This window comes from Microbacterium sp. BDGP8, assembly GCF_029991045.1.
In the GTDB taxonomy this organism is placed as follows: domain Bacteria; phylum Actinomycetota; class Actinomycetes; order Actinomycetales; family Microbacteriaceae; genus Microbacterium; species Microbacterium plantarum.
Genome location: NZ_CP120712.1, coordinates 3,173,960 through 3,197,375, shown reverse-complemented (window position 1 = coordinate 3,197,375; position 23,416 = coordinate 3,173,960). Strand labels below are relative to the sequence as shown.

Below are 23,416 nucleotides of genomic sequence, written 5' to 3'. Positions count from 1 at the left end.
GTCAGCCCCCGTCCGCCGCGAGTCGGTAGCCGGCGCCGCGGACGGTCTCGATCGCCTCGCGCCCGAACGGTCGGTCGAGTTTGCGCCGCAGGTGTGCGACGTAGACCTCGACGATGTTGGGGTCGCCCGCGAAGTCGTCATCCCACACACCCGCGATCAGGTCGCGCTTGGAGATCACCTGACCGCGGTGCCGGATGAGGTGATGCAGCACGGCGAACTCGCGAGAAGTCAACTCGACCTCCGTCTCTCCCCTCCAGACGCGGCGCGACGCGGGGTCGAGGCGCAGGTCGCCCGCCTCGAGTGCCACAGGCCGCGCTACCCCGCCCCGGCGGATGAGGGCACGCAGCCGGGCGACCAGCACGGGATACGAGAACGGCTTCGTGACGTAGTCGTCGGCGCCGGCCTCGAGCGCCTCGACCTGATCCCACTCGCCGTCCTTCGCGGTGAGCATGAGCACGGGCGTCCAGTTCTCCTCGGCCCGCAGCGTCTCGCACACCTTCCAACCGCTCATCCCCGGCATCATCAGGTCGAGGACGACCGCGTCGTACCGCGTCTCTCGCGCGCGCCAGAGTCCATCGACCCCGTTATGGGCGACGTCGACGGCGAAGCCCTCGGCCTCGAGACCCCGACGGATCCCGTCGGCGAGGCGGACTTCGTCATCGACCACCAGCACGCGCATCGCTCCCAGTGTGCCGCGTCTCTGCTGAAGCGGGCCTGAAGCGAGCTCGAAGCGGGATCGAAGCGGGATGAAACGGTTTCGAAGCCGACCGGCAGCGCCGCGACGTCCCTGATGGGCCGCCTGGCTTGTGCCGCGCCCACCGCGAATCGCGGCATCCGTTGTCGACCGCATGCAGATGGGGCCATACCGGGGGCGTTAGCGTGGGAGGGTGACCGACGCAGAACTCGATCCCGCTCTCGTCCGCGTCCTCGCGGCCGACGGCTCACTCGACCCGTCGCCCGAAGCCGAACGCTACCTGCCGGTGATCGAGGCGCTCTCCGAGGCCGAGCTCGAGACGTTCTACCGCGACATGGTGACGGTGCGGGCCTTCGACCGCCAGGCGACGAACCTGCAGCGCCAGGGGCAGCTCGCCCTCTGGCCGCCGTCCTTCGGGCAGGAGGCCGCTCAGGTCGGCTCCGCGCGTGCGGCCCGACCCCAGGACCACCTCTTCCCGTCGTACCGCGAGCACGTCGTGTGCACGATCCGCGGCGTCGATCCGATCGACATCATCCGGCTCATGCGCGGCCTCACGCACGGCGGGTGGGACCCGACAGACCCCAAGAACGGCAACACCCACATCTACACGCTGGTGCTCGGCTCGCAGACGCTGCACGCATCCGGCTACGGCATGGGCATGGTCTTCGACGGACGCACCGGCACGGGCGACCCCGAGCGCGACGAAGCGGTCATCGTCTACTACGGCGACGGCGCGTCGAGCCAGGGCGACGTGCACGAGGCGATGGTCTTCGCCACGAGCTACAACACCCCGCAGGTCTTCTTCCTGCAGAACAACCACTGGGCGATCTCGGTGCCCGTCTCGACGCAGTCCAAGGTCCCGCTGGTGCGGCGCGGCGCCGGATACGGGATGCCGTCGATCCGCGTCGATGGCAACGACGTGCTCGCCAGCTACGCCGTCACCAAGCTCGCCCTCGACGAGGCCCGCTCCGGCGAGGGGCCGCGCGCGATCGAAGCGCTGACCTATCGCATGGGCGCGCACACGACGAGCGACGACCCGACGAAGTACCGCACGAGCGACGAAGAGGCCTTCTGGGCGCAGCGCGACCCCATCGCCCGCATGCGCGCCTATCTCGAGGGCCGCGGCGCGTCGGCATCCTTCTTCGACGACGTGGATGCCGCGGCCGCGGCCTACGCCGACGATGTCCGGGTCCGCACGAACCAGCTCACCGCTCCCGAGGCCGACAGCATGTTCGCGCACGTCTACAGCGAGCAGCATCCGCTCGTCGACCGGCAGCGGAAGTGGCTCGCCGACTACGAGGCATCCTTCGAGGAGGGACGCGCATGAGCGTCGAGACGCTGCCGTTCAGCAAGGCGCTCAATGCGGGCATGCGCGCCGCGATGCAGCAGGACGACCACGTCCTCATGATGGGCGAGGACATCGGCCGCCTCGGCGGCGTGTTCCGCGTCACGGAGGGGCTGCAGGCCGAGTTCGGCGACCGCCGCGTGCTCGACACGCCCCTCGCCGAGTCGGGCATCGTCGGCACCGCGATCGGCCTCGCGATGGCCGGCTTCCGCCCGGTGTGCGAGATCCAGTTCGACGGGTTCGTCTTCCCCGCGTTCGACCAGATCACGACGCAGCTCGCGAAGCTCACCAACCGGCACGACGGACGGATGTCGTTCCCCGTCGTCATCCGCATTCCCTACGGCGGTCACATCGGCGCCGTCGAGCACCATCAGGAGAGCCCGGAGGCGTACTTCACGCACACCGCGGGCCTGCGGGTCGTGTCGCCGTCGACGCCGAACGATGCCTACTGGATGATCCAGGACGCCATCGCCTCGAACGACCCGATCGTGTTCCTCGAGCCCAAGTCGCGCTACTGGTCCAAGGGCGAGGTCGACCTCACCGCACGCGCAGTGCCGCTGCACGCCTCGCGCGTGGTCCGGCGGGGCACCGACGTCACGCTCGTCGGGCACGGCGCGATGGTGAACGTGCTGCTGCAGGCCGCCGCGCTCGCCGAGGGCGAGGGCGTGTCGTGCGAGGTCGTCGACCTGCGGTCGCTGTCGCCGGTCGACTACGGCCCGATCGTCGAGTCGGTGCGCCGCACGGGGCGGATGGTCTACGGGCAGGAGGCCCCCGGCTTCACCTCGCTGGGGTCCGAGATCGCCGCGACCGTCACGGAGCAGGCGTTCTTCTCGCTCGAGGCTCCCGTGCTGCGGGTGTCGGGCTTCGACGTCCCGTTCCCGGCGGCGAAACTCGAGGGCGCCTACCTGCCCGATGCCGACCGCATCCTCGAGGCCGTCGACCGCGCCCTCGCCTACTGACCATCCGACGCGCCTGCGAGAGGATTCCCTCATGAGCACCCAGACCTTCCACCTGCCGGACGTCGGCGAAGGCCTCACCGAGGCCGAGATCGTGCAGTGGCGCGTGGCCCCGGGCGACGAGGTCGCGGTCAACGACGTCCTCGTCGAGATCGAGACCGCGAAGTCGCTCGTCGAGCTGCCGTCGCCGTTCTCGGGAACCGTCGGCGAGCTGCTCGTCGACGAGGGGACGACCGTCGAGGTCGGGGCCGCGATCATCACGATCGCCCCGGGGGGTGGGTCTGGAGGAGCGGATGCCGCGAGCAGCCCGGCCGTCCCTGCCGAGAAGCCTGCGGCAGCCGGCGACGCCTCGGAGGAGAACGGGTCGGTGCTCGTCGGATACGGCGGAGCCGGACAGGTGCAGTCGCGCCGCCGCAAGCCCGCCGAGCCCCCCGTGCGCGCGGCCGTGGGCGTCGTGGCGAAGCCCCCGATCCGCAAGCTGGCACGCGACCTCGGCGTCGATCTCGCCTCGGTCACGCCGTCGGGTGCCGCGGGCGAGGTGACGCGCGAGGACGTCGTGAACCACGCGTCGCAGGCATCCGTCTTCCGGAACCTCCAGACGCCCGCCCGACCCGAGGTGCGCGAGCAGACGATCCCCGTCCCGCCGGCCGTCATCTCGGCCGAGCCGGCCGACGACCGCGAGGAGACGATCCCCGTCAAGGGTGTCCGGAAGGTCACGGCCAAGCACATGGTCGACTCCGCGCACACCGCACCGCACGTGTCGGTGTGGACCGACGTCGACGCGACCCGCACGATGGAGGTCGTCAAGCGGATGAAGGCGTCGCCCGACTTCGCCGACATCAAGGTCTCGCCGCTGCTGATCATGGCGCGCGCGGTCGTGTGGGCGGTGCGCCGGACGCCGATGGTGAACGCCGCGTGGGTCGAGACCGAGAACGGCGCCGAGATCCGGGTACGCCACTACGTCAACCTAGGCATCGCCGCCGCGACCCCGCGCGGCCTTCTCGTGCCGAACATCAAGGACGCGCAGGACCTCAACATGCGCGGCCTGGCCCGCGCTCTCGAGAAGCTGACCCTCACTGCCCGTGAGGGCAAGACCGCGCCCGCCGAGCAGCAGGGCGGCACGATCACGATCACGAACATCGGCGTGTTCGGCATGGATGCCGGTACCCCGATCATCAACCCCGGCGAGTCGGGCATCGTCGCGATGGGCACGATCCGGCAGAAGCCGTGGGTCGTTGACGGCGAGGTGCGTCCCCGCTACGTGACGACCGTGTCGGGCTCGTTCGACCACCGCGTCGTGGACGGCGACGGCATGAGCCGGTTCATCGCCGACGTGGCATCCGTCCTGGAGGAGCCCGCGCTGCTGCTCGACTGAGCTGGATGCGCTCGAGAACGGTATGTTCTCGGCGGTGGGCGGGGGAGTAGCCTCGGCGCATGAGTGAGAAGGGGCCGGCGTCGTACTTCCCGAGCATCGAGAAGAACTACGGACTGCCGATTCAGCACTGGCTCGACATCGCGGCCGACCAGCTCTCGGCGGGGACGCCGCACATGCAGGTCGTCAAGTCGCTCAAGACCGAGCACGGACTCGGCCACGGACACGCGAACGCGGTCGTCGCGTACGCGAAGGCGAAGCTCGCCGGCTGAGCCGCGGCATCCCTCCTTCGGAGAATGTCGCGAAGCTCGGACTGCTCGCGCGTACGGATCCGAGGTACGCGCGATTCTCCGAGGCCCGCGAGCGCGAGCCGCGAGACTAGCCGGCGACCAGGTGCTCGATGAGGATCTGGGTGCCGATGCCGATGAGGACGATGCCGCCGATGATCTCGGCGGGCTTGCGCCACCGCGTGCCGATGCGGTGGCCGATCAGCACGGCGACGAACGACAGGGCGAACGTGACGAGGCCGATCGAGACGACCGCGATCCACAGCGGCACGTCGAGGAAGGCGAAGGACAGCCCGACGGCGAGGGCGTCGATGCTCGTCGCGAGAGCGAGCAGGATGATCTCGCGCGCCGACAGGCCGGATGCCGCGTCCGCGTCGTCATCGTCGGGGCGGAACGCCTCCCACAGCATCTTCGCGCCGATGGCGGCGAGCAGGACGAAGGCGATCCAGTGGTCGAACGGGGCGATGGCCTCCGCGAAGGTGCTGCCGAGCAGCCAGCCGATCAGCGGCATCACCGCCTGCGCGAGGCCGAAGGCGCCGGCGATGAGGAGTGCGCCGCGCACGACGTGAGCCCGCAGCTGCAGGCCTTTCCCGAGAGCCACGGCGAAGGCGTCGGCCGAGACGCCGACGGCCAGGATGAAGAGCGCCCAGGGCGACATGGCTCCTCCTCGAAGCGGGATGACGGGATGGCGGGCGATCGTCCCGGGCACCGTCGAACGGAGATCGGCCGCTCTCGAGCTTGCCAGCCGCAGGCCGTCGAAAATGACGAAAAGCCCTGATTGACAGCATTTCGGGCGAGCGAATCCTTCGGTCGCCCGAAATCACGCGCGCCTCCTCCGGCCGTCAGATCACCCGGTCGTTGCCTCCGTCGACGCTCAGGTGCGCGCCGGTCGTCGCCGGCAGCCGCTCGCAGAAGACGGCGACGGCCCCGGCCACCATGGCGCTCGTGACCTCGACGCGCAGGAGGTTCCGCGTGCGGTACTCCTCGACGGTCAGCCCGTAGCTGGCGGCGCGTTCCGCGAGCAGCTCGGGCGTCCAGATCGCCGTGTCGAAGACCGCATCCGGCTCGACCTGGTTCACGCGGATGCCGTCGGCGGCCCACTCGAGGGCGGCGACCCGGGCGAGCTGTGCCGCCGCCGTCTTGCTCGCCGAATACGAGGCGACGCCCGGCCCGGGCGCCGCGACGTTCTTCGTCGACACGAGGACGACTCGGCCGCCCCGCGGCGAAACCGCGAGGTGGGGATGGGCCGCCCGCATCAGGCGCAGCGGCGCGGTGGCGTTGACGCGCAGGGCGCGCTCCCACGTCGCGTCGTCGACGTCGGCGATGGCCTCACTGCGCGGGAAGATCCCCGCGGCGACGACGAGCATGTCGACACCGCCGTAGGTGCGGACCGCCTCGTCGAGGATGCGCTCGATGACCGCCGGGTCGGCGACGTCGCCGACGACACCGCGCCAGGCGTCACCGGCGAAGGTGCGCCGCACGCCCGGGTCGAGGTCGACCCCGACGACGGCGGCGCCGTCGGCGAGCAGTCGTTCGGCGGTGGCCCGGCCGATGCCCGAGGCGGCGCCCGTGACGATGGCGACCTCGCCCGCGAGCGGCGCACGCCGGCGGCCCGCGAGCTTGGCCTGCTCGAGCGACCAGTACTCGATGTCGAACGTCTGCGCCTCGTCCAGCGACCGGTAGCCGCCCATCGCGTCGGCCGCTTCGATGACGGCCATCGTGTGCTCCGCGATATCGGCCGCGATCCCGACATCCCGCACGGTGTCGCCCGCCGTCAGCATCCCGAGCCCCGGGTCGAGCACGACGCGGGGAGCGGGGTCGAGGGGAGTCACCGGCCCGTCCTGGCGGTGACGGTTGCGCTCGACGTAGGCCCGGTAGGCGCTCGCGTAGGCGGCGACATCGCGCCCGACGAGCGGATGACGCTTGGTGTAGATGACGTGCTCGGGGGTCGCGGTTCCACGAGTCGTCACTGCCTCGAGGTCGGGGCGCGCAGCGAACGCTGCGGCGCGCTGCGATCGGCTCTGCCGCAGCAGCATGGGCCGGCCGGCGGCCCGCGCGATATCGGCGCGCAGGCCCGCGATGGTCGTGAGGGCGCCCCGAAGCGGGATGCCGCCCTCGCCGGCATCCGGTTGCTCGGCATCCGCCCGGCCGGGGGCGACGATCCTCGAGAGCTCGACCGCCCGGGCGACGAGCCCCCGGTGGCGGGCGAGCACGGCGTCGGCGTCGTCGCCGAAGGTGAACAGGCCGTGGTTGCGCAGGACGAGCGCATCCGCGTCGCCCAGGTCGGTGTCGGCCACGAGGCGCGCCAGCGGGAACCCGGGCATGACGTAGGGCAGCACGGCGACCCGCGGGCCGAGCGCCGCGGCGATCTCGTCGTCGGGCACGTCGCGATCGGTCACGGCGACGATCGCGTCGGCGTGAGAGTGGAGCGCGACGCGACCGGGGAGGTGCGCGTGCAGCAACGCCTCGATCGAGGCCGTCGGAGCCGATGCGTCGAGGGAGGCCTGGCGCAGCTCGTTCACCATCGTCGGGTCGTCGAGGTGCGGCAGGCGCAGCAGGCGCTCGAGCCGGTCGCGACGCAGTGGCGCGAATCCCGCGGGCTCGATCGTGGCGAGGTCCCACCCGCTGCCCTTGACGAGGACGAGGTCGACGGGCTCGCCCGTGACGTCCTCGCCCCGCGCGGTGATCGACGTGTTCCCGCCGCCGTGGAGGACGAAGGAGGGATCGCCGCCGAGCGCCCGGCTGACGCGCACGATGTCGTCGAGCGCAGCCGACGCCTCCGCTGACGGGGTCATGCGTAGGCCTCCCAGACGCTCGTCATCGACGAGACGACGCGGTCGAAGCGGGCGGCCTGCTGCTGGTACGCCGTGCGGCAGATGCCCGGCTGAACGACCAGCGCGGGGTCGGGCTCGACGCCCCACGGGGTCATGTCGATCCCGACGCCCCGTGCCGCGAGCGAGGCCACGCCGCGGGCGCCCAGCTCGGTGCCGAGCTGCCGGCGCATCGCGTGCCCGATGACGTCGGCGAACATCTGGGCCCACTGCGGGTTCTTCGCCCCTCCGCCGGCGAGGGTCCACGGCGCGTCGGTGACGACAGCGCCCGTCGCGACGACCTTCTCGAGCTGCACGCGGTGGTACTGCGTGATGCCTTCGGCGACCGCGCGGGCGACGTGCGGGTAGCCGTGGCTGCCCTTGATCCCGACGAACGTTCCGGAGGCGCCAAGGTGCTCGGGTGCGCCGTGGATGAACGGCAGGAAGAGCAGCCCGTCCGCCAGCGGCGGTGCGCCGTGCGCGGCCTCGAGCAGATCGCGCGGTGTCAGCGGAAGAGTGGCGCGCGCGCCGAGCAGTCCCGACGCCCACTCGATGCTCGCCGCGGACGTCGGTGCGACCTCCATGGCCAGCATGAGGCGGGGATCGGGGAGCAGCGCGTTGATCGTGACGCGCGGGGGGACGGCATCCGTCGGCACCACCACCGCGTTGATCGCCCACGTGCCCACGATCACCGTGACATCGCCGAGGTCGGTGGAGCCTGCCCCGAGCGGGCTCGCGACGCAGTCCATGCACCCGGCGACGACGGGCGTGCCTTCGGCCAGGCCGGAGCGTGCGGCGGCGTCGGCGCTGATCGTCCCGACGACCTCGTCGCTCGCGTGCAGCGGCGGCAGGATGCGCTGGAGGTCGCGCGGCAGACCGAGCATGTCGAAGACCTCGGGCTCGTACTCCCGCTCGCGAAGGTTGACCAGGCCGCACCCCGACGAGTCCGACGTGTCGGCGCTCGCGACGCTGGTCAGGCACGCGGTGATCCAGTCTTTGCAGGTCAGCGCCCAGCGGGCCCGGCCGAGCGATTCCGGTTCGTTGTCGAGCAGCCACCGCAGCAGCACGCCCGGCTGCGCTGCCCACGGGAGCGATCCGGTGAGCAGCCGCATGCGCTCGACCGCCGCGGGGTCGAGCGCGGCGACGACGTGCTCGGCCCGGCTGTCGGTCGAGGCGATGGCGGGCCGCACCGGCCGCAGCTGCTCGTCGACGAGGTACAGGCCGTTGCCGTGACCCGTCGCGCCGACGGCCGAGACGGTCCATCCGTCGGCCGCGAGCCACGCGGTCAGGTCGCCCAGGACGTCGGCCACGACGTCCCACAGCGTGTCCATCGCGATCTCCTGCCGCTCGCGCGAGACCGCGACGCGGGGGTTCGGCGCCGAGACCGTGCGGATCTCCCGCCCGGCGTCGTCGAACGCCGCTGCTTTGGCAGACGTGAGGCCCACGTCGATGCCGATGACGCAGATCTTCATCGATCCTCGTTTCTCGCTCAGGCGGCCGTCGGCTGAGCTGATGCCGGGCGCAGGGTTCGGGGTGCGAAGCGCCGAGCGGCTTCACGGTATCGCGCCAGCTCGGCTTCCGCGCGCTCGGCGCTCCAGTCGCCGTGCGCGACGAGCACGTCCGCCGCACGGGGCGCGCAGCCGAGGCCGACGTCGCTGTTCAGCGCGATCGCGGTGCGGCGGATGAGGACGTCCTCGAGCGTGTGGGCGCCTTCCTCGCGGACGGCGTACACGACTTCCGCCGCGATCGCGCCGCTGTCGTCGTCGATGACCTCCGCCAGCGACGGATCGGATGCTGCGAGCATCTCGATCGGGCGGCTGAGGGTGCCGTACAGGTCGGCGAGACGGCGGGCGCTGCGCTCGGGGAGGGCGCTGCGGGCGACGGTGTCGGCGATGAAGCGTCCGTGATCGCCGGCCGGCGCGCCGGGGAACCGGGCGGTGCGGGTCGCGGAGCGCCGGTGACCTAGCCCGAGCGCGGTCTCGATCCGGCGCAGCGCCTGCTCGCCTAGGGCGCGGTGGGTCGTGTACTTCCCGCCGATGACGGTGAGGAGCCCCGCGGTCTCGCCCGTGTGCACGACGATCTCGCTGTCGCGGCTGACCGAGGCGGGGTCGCTGAGATCGGCGACGTAGGGGAGGGGACGCACCCCCGAGAACGACCAGAGCACGGCGTCGCGGCGCAGCCCGGCTGCGGGGATGAGGCCGTTGACGGCCCGGAGCAGATAGTCGACCTCGTCGTCGTCGACGACGATCTCGTCGATCGACCCGTCGTAGGGCAGGTCGGTGGTGCCGATCATGTACTTGCCGTCCCACCAGGGCAGCACGAACATGGGCCGACCGTCGTCGGGCGACTCGAAGAAGATGCACGTGTCGGGTGCGCCGGGGAACGCGTCGACGACGAGGTGGCTTCCCTTCGTCGGCCCGATGCGGCGGGGGTGCTCGCCCTGCAGGTCGAGCACCGCATCGACCCAGGGGCCGGCGCAGTTGACGACGACCGGGGCGCGGAGCGCCCGCTCGCGCCCGTCCTCGCGGTCGAGGTAGCGGACGCCCGCGATGCGTCCGTTCTCGCGGACCAGGTCGGTGACAGGGGTGTGGGTGAGCACCGTGGCGCCGTGGTTCGCCGCATCGATGGCGAGCTCGATGCCGAAGCGCTCGGTCACCGGAACGTGCGCGTCCTGGAAGAGCCCGCCCCACTTCACGCCGCCCGCGGCCACCGACGGCCACTCGCGAGACAGGCGGCCCGAGAAGACGATGCGGTTGCGGGGCAGCTTCTTGCCGAACGAGAGGATGTCGTGCAGCAGCAGGCCGCAGGAGAGTAGCCATCCCGGCCGCGAGGCGCCCCTCGAGAAGGGGATGAGCATGGGGTAGGGGCGCACGAGATGCGGGGCCGCGCGCAGCAGGATGTTGCGCTCACGGATCGACTCGAGCACGAGCGGGATCTCCACACGCTCGAGGTACTTCAGACCGCCGTGGATCAGGCGAGTCGAGATCGCCGACGTGCGCGCGGCGATGTCGTCCCGGTCGATGACGACGACGTGGAGGCCGCGGCTGGCAGCCTCACGGGCGATGGCGAGGCCGTTGATCCCGGCGCCGATGACGACGACGTCGGCCGAGGTCGGCTCGGCATGGGTACGAAGCGAGGGCATGCTGCATCCTTCTGGTCTCGGGGCGCCCGGGGGCGCCCCGAGAGGGTTCAGTGGGAGAGGGTCTGGAAGAGGTCGAAGGCGTCGTCCGCGCTGAGGCCGTCGTGGACGACCCCGCGGACGGCCGCGAGCATGGCGGCCGGGTGCTCCGACTGGAAGACGTTGCGTCCCATGTCGACGCCCGCCGCGCCTTCCGCCATGGCGCGTGACGCCACGCGCAGGGCTTCGCGCTCCTCGACCTTCTTGCCACCGGCGATGACGATCGGGACGGGGCATGCGCTCGTGATCGTCTCGAAGCCCTCCTCGACGTAGTAGGTCTTCACGAATGCGGCGCCGAGCTCGGCGCTGATGCGGGTGGCGAGCCGGAAGTAGCGGGCGTCGCGCACCATGTCGCGGCCGACCGCGGTGACGGCCAGGACCGGGATGCCGGTGGCCTGGCCCGCGTCGACGAGGGTGGTCATGTTGCGAACGGACTTCGTCTCGTTGTCGCCGCCGATGAAGACCTGCACCGCGAGGGCGGCGGCATCCAGTCGCACGGCGTCGTCGATCGAGACGGCGACCTCCTCGTTGGAGAGCTCCTTGAGCACGCTCGGTCCGCCCGAGGCGCGCAGGACGATGCCCTTCGCGGAGTGCGGCGGGATGGTCGTGCGCAGGGCGCCGCGCGTGCACATCAGTGCATCGGCCTGGGGGACCAGCGGGAGGATCGAGCGATCAAGCCGCTCGAGACCCGAGGTCGGCCCCTGGAAGTAGCCGTGATCGAACGCGAGCATCACGGTCTTGCCGTCGCGGGGGTCGAACACGCGCGACATCCGCGCGCGCATCCCCCAGTCCTGGCCTGCTTGGCCCTTGATGGGGTAGCCGGTGCCGGCCGCCGCGGGGCCGGAGTAGTCGGTTCCCTCACGCAGGTCGTCGAGGTCAGCCATGGATGTTCTCCTTGTTCTTCGGGGTGGGGTCGGTGTCGGCTCGTCGGGCCGAGGGAGCGGGGGCGGGGCGCTGCAGGCTCGCCCGGAGCCGGTGCAGAGAGCTGCGGCCGGTTCCGGTGGCGGCCGATGCGATCACGACGACGAGGACGACGAGCACACCCTTGAGGACGTTCTGGGCGCCGACCGACCACCCCACGAGGTTGAGCAGTCCCGACAGCAGCACGAAGAAGAGGGCGCCGGTCCAGGCGCCGGCCGGTACGGGGCGGCCGCCCGAGATGAGGGTGCCGCCGATCACGACGACGGCGATCGAGTCGAGCATGTACGAGCTGCCGAGCACGGTGCTGGGAGAGATGAAGGCGGCGAGCAGGCCGCCGACGAGTCCCGCGAGTCCCGCCGACACGAGGTAGGCGGTGACGGTCACGCCCGCCACCGGAAGGCCCGCCCGCTCGGCCGCGCGAGCGCTCTGACCGACGGCGATGACGGCCACGCCGACACGGGTCCGCGTGAGGGCGAGCCACACGATCACGGTCATGGCCGCGACGACGAGCGCGATGACGGGGATGCCGAACGCCTTGGCCGTGACGAAGGCTCGCAGGCCCGCGTCGGCGCCACCGCGCGCGGCATCCGCCAGCAGGAGCGTCGCGGAGGTGACGATGAGGCTCGTCGCCAGCGTCGCGATGATTGGCGGCACCCGCAGGAGGAGGATCGCGGCGACGCTGACCGCGCCGGCGGCGAGCCCGGAGCCGACGCCGGCCGCGAGCCCGATCACCGGCCCCGCCGTCGCGCCCACGCCGACCGAGACGTACGAGGCCATCGAGATGACGGTGCCGACCGAGACGTCGATGTTGCCGGGGCCGAGGGTGATGACGAGCATCTGCCCGAGGGCGACCAGCACGAGGAACGGAGCGAGCGAGAGCGCCTGGGCCATCGGGTCGAGGGGTGATCCGGGCCGCACGGCGATGATGACGGCCCACACGGCGAGTACGCCGAGGAGCGACCAGCCCCAGGCCGGCCAGGCGGGGCCGCGGCGGACGGCGGGGAGCGGGATGGAGGCGGAGGTCATCGCGCGATCCTCTCGGTGATCATGCGGCCCGCGAGCACGGCGATGACGATGACGCCTTGTGCGGCCGATTGCAGGGCGGACGGGAGGTTGATGAGGCTGAGCAGGACGGTGATGAGGCCGAGGGTGATCGCGCCGAGCGTCGTCCCGATCGGCAGCGCCCGGCCACCCGAGAACGTGCCGCCGCCGAGGATCACCGCGGCGATCGTCATGAGGGTGTACTCGCCGGCGGCGTTGATGTCGCCCGACCAGGTCTGCGAAGCGAGCAGCAGGCCCGAGACGACGAGCAGCGCGGCTGCGGCGACGTACGCGGTCGCGCGGGTCGCCACGAGCGAGGCGCCCGTCTTCTCGAGGGTCGCGGCCTGCGAGCCCAGCGCCCGCATGCGGGCGCCGGCGAGCGAGCGCCGTGTGATCCACCAGCCCAGCGCCGTCGCCGCGGCGATGAAGATGAGCGGTGCCGGGAACCACGTCGGCCGCCAGGTCGACAGCGCCGAGAGCCAGTCGGGGGTCTGTCCGCCGGGGGTCGGCCGGATCTGCAGGCCGATCCCCAGCCACACGAACGACATGCCCAGCGTCAGGATGATCGAGGGCACCCCGCGGCGCTGCACCACCCAGGCGAGCAGGGCGTAGACGGCGAGGACGCCGGCGATCATGGCGACCGCGAGGGCCGGGGTCTCCCGCAGCAGCGTCGCGGCGATCACCGTGATGAGCCCGACGAGGTAGCCGACGCTCAGGTCGATGTCACCGACGGCCATCATGATCATCTGCGCCTGGGCGGCCAGCACGAGCGGGACCGACGACATCAGCATGAGGGTGAGGCCGGGAACGCTCAGGATGCCGGGCTGCAGCACCGCGGTCAGCGCGAAGATGGCGATGAGCGCGACGAGGGCGAGGAGCGCGGGCGACCCGTTGACAGCAGAGGCGCGCAGGCGCTGCGGCGCGGTGGGCGGGGCGAGCACGTCGGTGGTCATCGGTCCTCCTGGACTGTCTCGGCGTCGACTCCGAAGGAGTCGGCGATGATGCGCTCGTCGGTGATGTCGTCGCCGGAGAGTTCGCTCACGACGCGTCCCGAGCGGAAGACGTAGACGCGGTCGCAGTGGGCCATCTCGCCGTTCTCGGTGGAGTACCAGACGATGGAGCGGCCGCGTGCCGCCTCGACGCGCATGAGGGCGTAGAGCTCGTTCTTCGTGGTGACGTCCACGCCGCGGAAGGGGTCGTCGAGCAGCACGAGGGGCGCATCGGTCGCGAACGCCCGCGCCACGATCACCTTCTGCTGGTTCCCGCCCGACAGCGACGTGATCGGGGCCCGAGCGCCGCCCTTGACGTTCAGCCGTTGCACCCATTCCTCGGCGAGCCGTCGCCGTCGCGACGGCGGAACGATTCCCGCCGTCGTGAGATGGCGCGTGGCGGAGACGGTGAGGTTGTCGGCGACATTCCAGAGCGAGAAGATCCCGCTGGTCTGCCGGTCGCCGGGAACGTAGGCGCGCCCCCGGACGACTCGGACGCCGCGCGCGTTCGACCAGAGCCGGCGCAGCAGCTCGTCCTGACCGTGTCCGGCGAGGCCCGCGAGGCCCACGATCTCACCCGGCGAGACCGAGAACGGCACGTCGCCCCCGTCGATCCGGGCGACGGTGCCGGGGGCGTCGATCTCCGGCGGAGCGCCCGCGGCGCTGACCCGGCGCACCGTCGCGGTGTCGGCGTGGACTTCGCCGCCCATGGCCGCGAGCAGCGCGTCCTCGTCGGTCTGACTCGCCGAGACCACCTCGACCACGCGCCCGTCCTTCATGACGGCGATCCGGTCGGTGTGGGCCAGCACCTCCTGCATCCGGTGGGAGATGAGGACCATTCCGACGCCCTCGGCGGCGAGGTCGCGAAGGGCGGCGTAGAGCTGGCGAGTCGCGTTGATGCTGAGCGATTCGGTCGGCTCGTCGAGGATGAGCAGCGACAGCGACGGCGTGCACAGGGCGCGCACGATCTCGACCATCTGCCGCTGCGCCATCGTGAGGTCGCCGGCCCGCCGCAGTACCGAGACGCCGTGTCCGGGGAAGACCTCGTCGAGTCTCCGTGACACGCGTCGCTCGGCGCGACGGTTCCAGCCCGCTCCGCGAGTGCTGGCGTCGGAGAGGGCGATGTTCTCCGCGACCGTGAGATCGGGGCAGAGGGCGAGCTCCTGGTAGATCATCCGGACACCGGGCTGCTCGGTGCCGGGCTTCGCGGTGGCGGCGCCGGTCTGCCAGCGGATGCTGCCGGCGTCGGGCTGCTCGCGACCGGCGAGCACCCGCATGAGGGTGCTCTTGCCGGCGCCGTTGTGGCCGACCAGGCCAAGGATCTCGCCCGCGGCGACCGAGATGTCGATCCCGGCCAGAGCCGTCGTGTTTCCGTACCGTTTGGCGACGGCCTCGGCCGTGACGAGCGCCACGTCCGAGGGGTTGGTCGCGGGGGTGTGCGACAGGGTTGTCATCGGGTCTCCTGGTTCGAGCTGGTCGGCCACGGTGTCACCGGGCGTCAGGGCAGCGCGGGCACGGCGACGTCGTCGCCGGCGAGCAGAGCCGCGATCGCGGCGTCGGTGGTCTCCTCGTCCCAGGCGTTCGCGGCGTATTCATCGGTGCCGAGGGCGTCGACCCAGTAGTCGAGGTTCTCCTGCGTGACCTGCACGAGCGGCAGGACCACCTCGTCCGGAACCTCGTCGCCGCGCAGCTTCGCGATGGCGGCGTAGAGGGCGGCGACGATCTGTCCGGGGTCGGTCAGCGCGGCGAACGAGCCGTTGTCGATGCCGCTCTCCTTCCAGAACGACAGCGACTTGCCGTCGGTGTCGAAGACGACGACCGGGATGTCGCGCCCGGCCGACTGGAACGCCTGCACGACGCCCATACCGCCGATGCATCCGGGGACCGCGGCGATCGTCGGCATGGAGCCGAGGATCGCGACGATCTCCTTCTGCGCCGTCGCCGCGTCGCAGAATCCGTTCACCTCGGCAGCGACCTTCACATCGGGGTAGTCGGCGAGGATCTCCTGCTGGCGGGCGTAGAACGCCTCGTCGGGCTGCGAACCGATGACTCCGCGGTTGAGAATGATGTCGCCCTTCCCGTCGATCGCGTCGAGTGCGGGCTGAAGCGAGTCGGCGCCCCACTGCCCGTAGTCGTTGCGCACGACGATGCCGCAGCTGGTGTCCATGTCGGCGTCGACGATCACGACCGTGATGCCGGCGGCGCAGGCCTCCTCGACGACGGGGACGAGCGCGCTCGAGGACGCCGGGATGACCATCAGCACATCGGGGTTCTGCAGCATGAGGCTGCGGATCTGAGATGCCTGCTCGGTCGCGCTGTTCTCCCCCGGAGCGTTGACGACGCTGTAGTCCGAGACGACACCGTTTTCCTTGAGCTTCGCGGCCTCCGTCTCGAATTTGTCGATCAGGGTCAGGCGCCAACCGTTGACGAACCCGTTCGACAGGGCGACCTTCAGGCCCTGGGGTTCACCCCCGGCAGCGGTGTTGTCGGTCGGGCTGCCGGCGCAGCCGGCGAGCACGAGAGCGGAGATCGCTGTCGCGGCCGCTGCGGCGAGCATGCGGCGGGTGGTCGAGAACGTCATCGTTGTGCCTCCTGGTGTCGCATCGTTGCGAGGTGCCGATGTCACGAGGGCGTGCGGGCTGCCAAACTCGTAACAACCAACCTGTCATGACAAGTTGGTGATGACTAAGATAGGGAGCGGGCCGCCGGGTGTCAACACGGCGCCGATACGCTCGCCGTGACGGCCCGATCGAGGAGGCTCCCATGACCGCAGCGACGACGCTCGACCGCTCGTCCGATCTCCCGCTGTGGCAGCAGCTGTCGCTCGCGCTGCGCGGGGAGATCGAGTCGGGGCGCCTCCGGCCGGACCAGGCGCTCCCCTCCGAGTCGGAGCTGATCGATCGGTTCGGGGTCTCGCGCACCGTCGTCCGCGAGGCACTGGCCGACATGGTGCGCGCCGGTCTGATCTACAAGGTGCGTGCCCGCGGGTCGTTCGTCTCGCCGCAGCGCCCGGATCTCAGGTTCGTGGGCTCGATGGCCGGCTCGTCGGACGACCTGGCCGGAACCGGCCGGGTGGTCACGACGCGCGTGCTCGACTTCGCCGTCGGAACCGCGGATGCCGCGGACGCCGAGGCTCTCCGCATCCCGGTCGGGGCGCCCGTGGTGCGGCTGCGTCGCCTGCGGCGGGTCGACGAGACGCCCTGGCTGCTCGTCGACACGGTGCTGCCCCACGACCGGTTCCCCACGCTCGCGCGCGCCAACCTCGAGAACCGGTCGCTCTACGAGCACCTCCGGCGCAACTTCGGGGTTCAGCCCAGCGGCGCCGATCGCTGGCTCAGCGCGGTCGTCCCCGGGCCGGCGGACGCCGAGCTCCTCGAGCTCGCCCCGGGGCAGCCGGTGCTGTCGATCGAGTCGATCGCGTGGGATGCCGAGGGGCAGCCGTTCGAGCGTTACCTGGCCCTTCACCGCAGTGACGAATCGCGCTTCTACGTGGGAATCCGTTGATCTCCCGCTCCGGCGGTCGAGAGAACGATTATCAGTAACGTACAATCGACGGCATGACCCGTCGACTCCTCCCTGCCGCCGCGCTCGTGGCAGCGGCATCCCTCGCTCTCGCCGGCTGCGCCGGCACCTCGTCGCCGGCCGCGAGCGGTTCGGACGACGGCAAGATCAGCGTCGTCGCCTCGACCAACGTGTACGGCTCACTGGCCGCCGAGGTGGGCGGCGACGCCGTCGAGGTGACCTCGATCGTGACCTCACTCGCGCAGGACCCGCACTCGTACGAGGCGTCGGCGCGCGACCAGCTGACGGTGTCGCAGGCCGACCTCATCATCGAGAACGGCGGGGGCTACGACTCGTTCCTCGACGGGCTCGTCGAGTCGAGCGGCAGCACGGCTCCGGTGCTCACGGCGGTCGAGTTCTCGCACGACTTCCCCGGCGCCGAGGGCCACGACGACCACGCCGACGAGCACGCCGCGGATGAGCACGCCGCGGACGAGAGCGCCGAGGCCGAGCACGACCACGAGCACGACCATGAGGGTCACGACCACATCGAGGGCTTCAACGAGCACGTCTGGTACGACCCGCACACGATCGCTCACCTCGTCGAAGACATCGCGCACGAGCTCGGTGAGCTCGACGCGGCCCAGGCCGACACGTTCGAGGCGAACGCGAAGGCGCTCATCGAGCGGATCGACGGCCTCGAGACATCCCTCGACACCATCTCGGCGGCGCACCAGGGCGAGAAGATCTTCGTGACCGAGCCGGTGCCGCTGTATCTCGCCGCTGCGGCGGGTCTGGAGAACGCGACTCCGGAGGCGTTCAGCGAAGCCGTCGAAGAGGGGCAGGACGTGCCTCCCGCGACCCTCCTCGAGGCGCAGCAGATCCTGCGTTCGGGCGAGGTGCGCATCGTGATCGTCAACGCGCAGACGGGCGGCGCTGAGACCACGGAGATCACGAAGGTCGCCGGAGAGCTGAACATCCCCGTGCTCGAGTTCACCGAGCTCATGCCCGACGGCGTCGACTACGTCGGCTGGATGCAGCAGAACATCGACGAGATCTCGGGCGCCCTCGCGGGCTGACCCGCCGCCGTCATCCCTCTCAGTCCGCCGTCGGGGCCCCGCCCTGGCGGCGGACGAGTGCGTTCAGGAGCGCCGCCTGGTCGTCTGCGGACGTGCGGGCGGCCGAGACGTTCTCGGTCTCGACGGCCGCCACGATCTCGGCGCGCTGGATGCGGGTCGACCGCGGCGCTTCGATGCCGAGCCGGATGCTGTCGCCCTTGACCTCGAGCACCGTGAGCTCGATGTCGTCGCCGATGAGCACCTTCTCACCGACTCGTCTCGTCAACACCAGCACTCGATCACCCTACTTTCCGGAAGCCGTGCCCGCCCCGCGCGCTCGACGCGAGTCTCACGCGGGCGTGATGGCATGCGCGTCGCCGATCGTGTCTCGGACGACGCCCACCGTGTCGATCGCCAGGCCCCCGGCCGTCGCCTCGGTGTACGACAGCACCGGCAGCCCGTCGGTCTGCGACGAGATGAGGCGCCGCACGGCGGAACGCAGCGACGGCGCACACACGAGCACGGGCTCGGGGCCCGGGCCGGCCGCTTCGAGGGCGGCGCGAGCCGAGGCCACGACCGCCTCGAGCCGGTGCGGGTCCAGGGCGATGTGCGGACCGTCCTCGCTCGGTCGCATCGCCTCGAGCATCGACTGCTCGAGCAGCGGGTCGATCATGACGATGCGTAGCCGCCCCTGTTCGGCGAAGCGCGTCGCCACGGCGGGACCGAGCGCGAGACGTGCCGCCTCGATCAGGGCGTCGGGGTCGGTCGTCGTCTTGGCGCGCAGCGCGAGCGCCTCGTAGATCCGTGTGAGGTCGTTGATCGGGATGCGCTCGGCGAGCAGGCCCTGCAGCACGCGCTGCACCTCCGCCAGCGAGAGCAGCGCCGGCGTGAGCTCCTCGACCGCTGCCGGGCTGGACTGGCGCAGCGTCTCGGTGAGCTGACGCACGTCCTCTCGGCTGAGCAGCCGGGCGGCGTGGGCCTGGATGACCGCGGACAGGTGGGTGATGATGACGCTCGCGCGGTCGACGACGGTCGCTCCGGCGAGCTCGGCGCTGTGCCGCATCTCGAGGGGAACCCACTTCCCGTCGATGCCGAACACGGGGTCGGGCGACGCCCGCCCGGGCAGGGTCTCGAGGCCCGAGCCGAGCGCGAGGAGCGAGGCGCGGGGCGCGACGCCGCGACCCGCCTCGATCCCCGCGACCCGGATGACGTAGGTCGAGGGCGGCAGCTCGATGCTGTCGCGCGTGCGCACGGGCGGAACGATGAGTCCGAGCTCGAGCGCGGTCTTGCGCCGCAGCGACCGCACGCGTCCGAGCAGGTCGTCGGGACCGCCGGTGACGAGGTCGACGATGTCTGGAGCGAGCAGGATCTCGAGCGCGTGGACCCGCATCCGCTCGGCCAGCTCCTCGGGGGTGTCGACGGCGCCGCGCGGGTCGACAGCGGGGGCGTCCTCGGCCGCCTGCGTCTGCTCGCGCCGGCCGACCCGCTGCGCGATGAGCAGCAGGGTCGCGCCGATGACGAGGAAGGGCAGCATCGGCATCCCGGGGATGAACGACATCACGATCGCCGCGCCACCCGCGATCGACAGGGCGTTGCGCGACTGCGTCAGCTGCGCCGCGGCGGCCGAGCCCATGTCGGACTCCGCCCCCGACCGGGTGACGATCATGCCCGTCGCGACCGCCATCAGCAGCGCGGGGATCTGCGTGACGAGGCCGTCGCCGATCGTCAGGAGGGCGTAGGTGTTGAGGGCCTCGCCCGCCTCCATGCCCTTCGAGAGCATGCCGATCGCGACGCCGCCGACGAGGTTGATGATGATGATGACGAGTCCGGCGATCGCGTCGCCCTTGACGAACTTCGAGGCGCCGTCCATCGCGCCGTAGAAGTCGGCCTCCGCCGCGATCTCGGCGCGCCGGCGCCGCGCTTCGGCGTCGCTGATGAGGCCGGCGTTGAGGTCGGCGTCGATCGCCATCTGCTTGCCGGGCATGGCGTCGAGGGTGAACCGGGCGCCCACCTCGGCGACGCGCTCGGCGCCCTTCGTCACGACGACGAACTGGATGACGATGAGGATCAGGAACACCACGATGCCGATGACGAGCGATCCGCCCACGGCGATCGCGGCGAACGCGTCGATGACCTGCCCCGCGTGCGCCTCGCCCAGCACGAGCTTCGTCGAGGCGACGTTCAGGCCGAGCCGGAACAGCGTCGCCACCAGCAGCAGCGAGGGGAAGACCGCGAAATCGAGCGGCCGCTTCACGAACATCGCCGTCAGCAGGATGAGCAGGGCGAACAGGATGTTGGTGATGATCAGGACGTCGAGGATCGGCGGCGGCACCGGCACGATCAGCAGCATGATGATGCCGACGACCCCGATCGGCACGAGCGACCTTCTCAGGATGTTCATCGGGGTGCCTTCCTCTCGGGAACGGTGTGGACGCCGCGCGCCGCGCCGCGGCGCTTGAGCCCGTCGACGAAGACGAGCACGCGGGCGACGGCGGTGTAGAGATCGCCGGGGATCTCCTGGCCGAGCTCGCACGCGCCGTGCAGGGCGCGTGCGAGCGGGATGTCGCGGACGAGCGGGACGCCGGCCTCGTGCGCCCGCTCGCGGATGCGCTCGGCGATGAGGCCCTGCCCCTTCGCGACGACGCGCGGCGCCGACTTGCCCGGCTCGTAGCGCAGGGCGACGGCGATGTGCGTGGGGTTCACGAGCACGACATCCGCATCTCCGACGGCGGCGATCATGCGGTTGCGGCTCATCGCCATCTGCCGGGCGCGGCGCTGGCTGCGGATGAGCGGGTCGCCCTCGGAGTTCTTGTGCTCGTCGCGCGCTTCCTTCTTGGTGACGCGGGTGTGCTTGCGGTTGCGCCGCATGACGACGAGGACGTCGATCGCGGCCAGCAGCACGCCGACGGCGACCGCGGTGATGAGCAGCGCGGTCACGACGTTCGAGGCGATCTCGAGCAGCCGGGTGATCGGGTGGGCGCCGCTCATCGTCAGCACGGGCATGAGCCCGGCGACGACGAACCACAGGGCGAGGCCGATCGCGGCGGTCTTGAGCAGCGCTTTCGCGCCCTCCCACAGTGCCTGCACGCCGAACAGCCGTTTGACGCCGTTCAGCACGTTGAACTGCTCGAAGCGCGCCGGCACCCCGCGCAGATGGATGCCGCCCTGGGCGACCGACCCGACGATCGCGACGATCGCGACGGCGAGCAGCGCCGTGCCCAGGATGGCCGGGATGCTGCCGAGCGCCGACGACAGGACGGCGACGGCGTGCTCGGGGTCGGGGTGGCGGATGACGGCGGCGATCTCGACGAACTGCGCGGCCCCGGCATCCGCACCCGCTCCGATCATGGCGGGGAGGACCAGCGCGACCGTGCCGATCGCGAGCCAGGCGGACAGGTCCTGGCTGCGCGACAGCTTGCCCTTGCGGTGTGCCTCGCGCAGCTGCCGGCGGCTGGCCTGCTCGGTGCGTTCCCCGCTGTCGCTGCTCATGACGCGCCGCCGTTCATCGGGTTCCGCCGATCAGCAGCCCGGTCGCCTGGTCGGTGAGCGCCCCGACGACGGCGGGCAGGGCGAGGATGACGCTTCCCGCGAGGAGGAAGGTCAGGATGATCTTCAGGGGGAAGCCGAGCGCGAACGCGTTGAGGGCGGGGGCGACGCGGCTGACGAGCCCGAGCGCGATGTCGGCGAGGAAGAGGACGAGCAGCAGGGGACCGGCGATCTGCAGCGCGGCGACGAGCAGCTGCGACGCGGTGTCGACCAGCAACTCGGCCGGGCGGGCGAGGTCGAGGACCCCATCGACGGGGATCGCCGTGAAGCTCCGGGCGAGCCCCGCGAGGATGAGCTGGTAGCCGTTGCTCGCGAAGAGCAGGGCGAGGGCGATCATCTGGAACAGGCGCGTGAACTGGGCGCCGTTGACGTTCATCTGCGGATCGAAGGCCTGCGCGAGCTGAAAGCCGCCGAAGACGTCGATCAGCCCGCCGGCCGACTGCACGACGGCGAAGCACGTCATCACGAGGAATCCGAGCAGCGCCCCCGTGACGACCTGAGCGGTCAGGGCGAGGAAGAACGGGCCGGTGCCAAGGCTCTGGTAGCCCGGCGCCACCGTGCCGCTGAGAGCGAGGGCGACGCCGATCGCGACCATCGCCTTGATGCGCGCGGGGAAGGCGCCGTACGAGAAGGGTGGGGCGGTGAAGACGAAGGCGGTCGTGCGGACCGCGGCGAGTCCGGTGGCCTCGATCCAGGCGAAGTCGAGCAGCAGCTGCATCTCAACCGCCCGAGAGCAGGTGCGGGATGCGGTCGAACATGGTGTGGGTGAAGGCGATCGCCTCGGCGATCATCCAGTGCCCGCACACGACGAGTGCGATCGCGACGGCGACGGCCTTCGGCACGAACGAGAGCGTGACCTCCTGGATCTGCGTGATCGACTGCAGGAGCGAGATGGCGAAGCCGACCACGAGTGCCGTGATGAGCAGCGGAGCGGCGAGCTTCGCGGCGAGCACGACGCCCTCCATGCCGATGTCGAGGACGGCCTCAGGGTTCACGCGTACCCCCGGTCATCCGCCCGCTCCGTAGCTCTCCATCAGGGTGCGGAGGATGAGTCCCCACCCGTCGACGAGCACGAACAGCAGGATCTTGAAGGGAAGCGAGATCATCACCGGCGGGAGCATCATCATGCCCATCGACATCAGCGCTGCGGCGACGACGAGGTCGATGACGAGGAACGGCACGAAGATGACGAAGCCGATGATGAAGGCCGCGCGCAGCTCCGAGATCATGAACGCCGGGATGAGGGTGATCATCGGGACGCTCGCCGGGTCCTCGGGGTTCTCGGCGCCCGCGAACCGGGTCATGAGCGCGAGATCCTCCTCGCGCGTGAACGACAGCATCCAGGTGCGCAGTGGGTCGGCGCCGACGCCCACGGCATCGGTGAACGTGATCGAGCCGTCGACGTAGGGCTGGACGGCGACCGTGTTGATCTCGGTCAGCACCGGCCACATCACGAAGAGGGTGAGGAACAGGGCGAGGCCGGCGAGCACCTGGTTGGGCGGGATCGTGGGCAGCGAGAGGGCGTTCCGGGTCATCGCCAGCACCACGAAGATCTTCGTGAACGACGACATCATGAGCAGCAGTGCCGGGGCCACCGACAGCAGCGTGATGCCGATGAGGGTCAGGACCGACGACGAGGGTGTGCCGTCGATGCCGTTGATGTCGACGGAGATGCCGCCGTTCGGCGGGGGCGTCGAGGCGGCGACGAGCACGAGCGC

At 71.0% G+C, this 23,416-nt stretch carries 22 protein-coding genes; 6 read left to right on the top strand and 16 right to left on the bottom strand.

The annotated features are described in order from the left end of the window. Nucleotide 1 precedes the first annotated feature (1 nt). Nucleotides 2–679, bottom strand: a complete 678-nt coding sequence (locus tag P6897_RS15430; protein ID WP_274179506.1) for a response regulator transcription factor — start codon at nt 677–679, stop codon at nt 2–4. 208 nt (nt 680–887) lie between these two features. On the opposite strand from P6897_RS15430, the gene P6897_RS15425 reads away from it, so the two are divergent. Genes P6897_RS15425 through P6897_RS15410 form a run of 4 tightly spaced genes read left to right on the top strand, consistent with a single transcriptional unit; the run spans nt 888 to nt 4,639 of the window. Next, the gene (locus tag P6897_RS15425) at nt 888–2,021 is read left to right on the top strand and encodes a thiamine pyrophosphate-dependent dehydrogenase E1 component subunit alpha (protein ID WP_282501702.1); all 1,134 of its coding nucleotides are present in this window, start codon (nt 888–890) and stop codon (nt 2,019–2,021) included. Next, nucleotides 2,018–2,998, top strand: coding sequence for an alpha-ketoacid dehydrogenase subunit beta (locus P6897_RS15420; protein WP_282501701.1), 981 nt, complete (start codon nt 2,018–2,020; stop codon nt 2,996–2,998). The genes P6897_RS15425 and P6897_RS15420 overlap by 4 nt, the downstream gene beginning before the upstream one ends. Before the next feature lie 31 nt (nt 2,999–3,029). Beyond that, nucleotides 3,030–4,370, top strand: coding sequence for a dihydrolipoamide acetyltransferase family protein (locus tag P6897_RS15415; protein WP_282501700.1), 1,341 nt, complete (start codon nt 3,030–3,032; stop codon nt 4,368–4,370). Nucleotides 4,371–4,429: 59 nt separating this feature from the next. Next, nucleotides 4,430–4,639, top strand: a complete 210-nt coding sequence (locus tag P6897_RS15410; protein ID WP_282501699.1) for a DUF4287 domain-containing protein — start codon at nt 4,430–4,432, stop codon at nt 4,637–4,639. 106 nt (nt 4,640–4,745) lie between these two features. On the opposite strand, the gene P6897_RS15405 is transcribed toward P6897_RS15410, so the two are convergent. The 9 genes from P6897_RS15405 to P6897_RS15365 all read right to left on the bottom strand — a co-directional run bounded on the left by P6897_RS15405 (nt 4,746) and on the right by P6897_RS15365 (nt 16,174). Further along, nucleotides 4,746–5,312 (bottom strand): manganese efflux pump MntP family protein, encoded by a 567-nt coding sequence (locus P6897_RS15405; RefSeq protein ID WP_269268339.1) that lies wholly within the window; start codon nt 5,310–5,312, stop codon nt 4,746–4,748. 184 nt (nt 5,313–5,496) lie between these two features. Beyond that, nucleotides 5,497–7,449, bottom strand: a complete 1,953-nt coding sequence (locus P6897_RS15400) for an SDR family NAD(P)-dependent oxidoreductase (protein WP_282501698.1) — start codon at nt 7,447–7,449, stop codon at nt 5,497–5,499. Next, nucleotides 7,446–8,936 carry an FGGY-family carbohydrate kinase gene (locus P6897_RS15395; protein WP_282501697.1) on the bottom strand — a complete coding sequence of 497 codons (1,491 nt, stop codon included), beginning with the start codon at nt 8,934–8,936 and terminating at the stop codon, nt 7,446–7,448. Before P6897_RS15395 ends, P6897_RS15400 begins: the two co-directional genes overlap by 4 nt. A gap of 17 nt (nt 8,937–8,953) precedes the next feature. After that, nucleotides 8,954–10,606 carry a glycerol-3-phosphate dehydrogenase/oxidase gene (locus P6897_RS15390; RefSeq protein WP_282501696.1) on the bottom strand — a complete coding sequence of 551 codons (1,653 nt, stop codon included), beginning with the start codon at nt 10,604–10,606 and terminating at the stop codon, nt 8,954–8,956. A gap of 47 nt (nt 10,607–10,653) precedes the next feature. Next, a complete protein-coding gene (lsrF, locus tag P6897_RS15385) occupies nt 10,654–11,526 on the bottom strand; it encodes a 3-hydroxy-5-phosphonooxypentane-2,4-dione thiolase (protein ID WP_282501695.1) in 873 nt (290 codons plus the stop codon). After that, nucleotides 11,519–12,589: an ABC transporter permease gene (locus P6897_RS15380; protein ID WP_282501694.1), complete on the bottom strand. Its 1,071-nt coding sequence runs from the start codon at nt 12,587–12,589 to the stop codon at nt 11,519–11,521. The genes lsrF and P6897_RS15380 overlap by 8 nt, the downstream gene beginning before the upstream one ends. Then, on the bottom strand, nt 12,586–13,557 hold the full coding sequence (locus P6897_RS15375; protein ID WP_282501693.1) for an ABC transporter permease: 972 nt from the start codon (nt 13,555–13,557) through the stop codon (nt 12,586–12,588). Before P6897_RS15375 ends, P6897_RS15380 begins: the two co-directional genes overlap by 4 nt. Then, the gene (locus P6897_RS15370; protein ID WP_282501692.1) at nt 13,554–15,047 is read right to left on the bottom strand and encodes a sugar ABC transporter ATP-binding protein; all 1,494 of its coding nucleotides are present in this window, start codon (nt 15,045–15,047) and stop codon (nt 13,554–13,556) included. The genes P6897_RS15375 and P6897_RS15370 overlap by 4 nt, the downstream gene beginning before the upstream one ends. A 44-nt stretch (nt 15,048–15,091) precedes the next feature. After that, nucleotides 15,092–16,174 (bottom strand): substrate-binding domain-containing protein, encoded by a 1,083-nt coding sequence (locus tag P6897_RS15365; RefSeq protein WP_282501691.1) that lies wholly within the window; start codon nt 16,172–16,174, stop codon nt 15,092–15,094. 182 nt (nt 16,175–16,356) lie between these two features. On the opposite strand from P6897_RS15365, the gene P6897_RS15360 reads away from it, so the two are divergent. Further along, a complete protein-coding gene (locus P6897_RS15360; RefSeq protein WP_282501690.1) occupies nt 16,357–17,097 on the top strand; it encodes a GntR family transcriptional regulator in 741 nt (246 codons plus the stop codon). A 53-nt stretch (nt 17,098–17,150) separates the two neighbouring features. After that, entirely contained in the window at nt 17,151–18,173 is a 1,023-nt protein-coding gene (locus P6897_RS15355; RefSeq protein ID WP_274179500.1) for a zinc ABC transporter substrate-binding protein, read from the top strand. A 19-nt stretch (nt 18,174–18,192) separates the two neighbouring features. On the opposite strand, the gene csrA is transcribed toward P6897_RS15355, so the two are convergent. From csrA to fliP, 6 genes are read right to left on the bottom strand one after another with little or no spacing between them, the layout of a single operon-like run. Next, nucleotides 18,193–18,441, bottom strand: coding sequence for a carbon storage regulator CsrA (gene csrA, locus P6897_RS15350; protein ID WP_323986845.1), 249 nt, complete (start codon nt 18,439–18,441; stop codon nt 18,193–18,195). Nucleotides 18,442–18,501: 60 nt separating this feature from the next. Next, nucleotides 18,502–20,553 carry a flagellar biosynthesis protein FlhA gene (locus tag P6897_RS15345; RefSeq protein WP_282501688.1) on the bottom strand — a complete coding sequence of 684 codons (2,052 nt, stop codon included), beginning with the start codon at nt 20,551–20,553 and terminating at the stop codon, nt 18,502–18,504. After that, complete coding sequence (locus tag P6897_RS15340; protein WP_269268335.1) at nt 20,550–21,641, bottom strand: EscU/YscU/HrcU family type III secretion system export apparatus switch protein; 1,092 nt, start codon at nt 21,639–21,641, stop codon at nt 20,550–20,552. The genes P6897_RS15345 and P6897_RS15340 overlap by 4 nt, the downstream gene beginning before the upstream one ends. A gap of 13 nt (nt 21,642–21,654) precedes the next feature. Further along, a complete protein-coding gene (locus P6897_RS15335) occupies nt 21,655–22,416 on the bottom strand; it encodes a flagellar biosynthetic protein FliR (protein WP_112615241.1) in 762 nt (253 codons plus the stop codon). 1 nt (nt 22,417) lies between these two features. Then, a complete protein-coding gene (gene fliQ / locus P6897_RS15330; RefSeq protein WP_023953659.1) occupies nt 22,418–22,693 on the bottom strand; it encodes a flagellar biosynthesis protein FliQ in 276 nt (91 codons plus the stop codon). A 12-nt stretch (nt 22,694–22,705) separates the two neighbouring features. Further along, nucleotides 22,706–23,410, bottom strand: a complete 705-nt coding sequence (gene fliP / locus P6897_RS15325) for a flagellar type III secretion system pore protein FliP (RefSeq protein ID WP_240309773.1) — start codon at nt 23,408–23,410, stop codon at nt 22,706–22,708. Nucleotides 23,411–23,416 lie beyond the last annotated feature (6 nt).

What these genes read in the sequence shown, in the direction of transcription:
- P6897_RS15430 (WP_274179506.1), bottom strand. Translation starts at nt 679, where the DNA reads ATGCGCGTGCTGGTGGTCGATGACGAAGTCCGCCTCGCCGACGGGATC.
- P6897_RS15420 (WP_282501701.1), top strand. Translation starts at nt 2,018, where the DNA reads ATGAGCGTCGAGACGCTGCCGTTCAGCAAGGCGCTCAATGCGGGCATG.
- P6897_RS15415 (WP_282501700.1), top strand. Translation starts at nt 3,030, where the DNA reads ATGAGCACCCAGACCTTCCACCTGCCGGACGTCGGCGAAGGCCTCACC.
- P6897_RS15410 (WP_282501699.1), top strand. Translation starts at nt 4,430, where the DNA reads ATGAGTGAGAAGGGGCCGGCGTCGTACTTCCCGAGCATCGAGAAGAAC.
- P6897_RS15405 (WP_269268339.1), bottom strand. Translation starts at nt 5,312, where the DNA reads ATGTCGCCCTGGGCGCTCTTCATCCTGGCCGTCGGCGTCTCGGCCGAC.
- P6897_RS15400 (WP_282501698.1), bottom strand. Translation starts at nt 7,449, where the DNA reads ATGACCCCGTCAGCGGAGGCGTCGGCTGCGCTCGACGACATCGTGCGC.
- P6897_RS15395 (WP_282501697.1), bottom strand. Translation starts at nt 8,936, where the DNA reads ATGAAGATCTGCGTCATCGGCATCGACGTGGGCCTCACGTCTGCCAAA.
- P6897_RS15390 (WP_282501696.1), bottom strand. Translation starts at nt 10,606, where the DNA reads ATGCCCTCGCTTCGTACCCATGCCGAGCCGACCTCGGCCGACGTCGTC.
- lsrF (WP_282501695.1), bottom strand. Translation starts at nt 11,526, where the DNA reads ATGGCTGACCTCGACGACCTGCGTGAGGGAACCGACTACTCCGGCCCC.
- P6897_RS15380 (WP_282501694.1), bottom strand. Translation starts at nt 12,589, where the DNA reads ATGACCTCCGCCTCCATCCCGCTCCCCGCCGTCCGCCGCGGCCCCGCC.
- P6897_RS15375 (WP_282501693.1), bottom strand. Translation starts at nt 13,557, where the DNA reads ATGACCACCGACGTGCTCGCCCCGCCCACCGCGCCGCAGCGCCTGCGC.
- P6897_RS15370 (WP_282501692.1), bottom strand. Translation starts at nt 15,047, where the DNA reads ATGACAACCCTGTCGCACACCCCCGCGACCAACCCCTCGGACGTGGCG.
- P6897_RS15365 (WP_282501691.1), bottom strand. Translation starts at nt 16,174, where the DNA reads ATGACGTTCTCGACCACCCGCCGCATGCTCGCCGCAGCGGCCGCGACA.
- P6897_RS15360 (WP_282501690.1), top strand. Translation starts at nt 16,357, where the DNA reads ATGACCGCAGCGACGACGCTCGACCGCTCGTCCGATCTCCCGCTGTGG.
- P6897_RS15355 (WP_274179500.1), top strand. Translation starts at nt 17,151, where the DNA reads ATGACCCGTCGACTCCTCCCTGCCGCCGCGCTCGTGGCAGCGGCATCC.
- P6897_RS15345 (WP_282501688.1), bottom strand. Translation starts at nt 20,553, where the DNA reads ATGAACATCCTGAGAAGGTCGCTCGTGCCGATCGGGGTCGTCGGCATC.
- P6897_RS15340 (WP_269268335.1), bottom strand. Translation starts at nt 21,641, where the DNA reads ATGAGCAGCGACAGCGGGGAACGCACCGAGCAGGCCAGCCGCCGGCAG.
- P6897_RS15335 (WP_112615241.1), bottom strand. Translation starts at nt 22,416, where the DNA reads ATGCAGCTGCTGCTCGACTTCGCCTGGATCGAGGCCACCGGACTCGCC.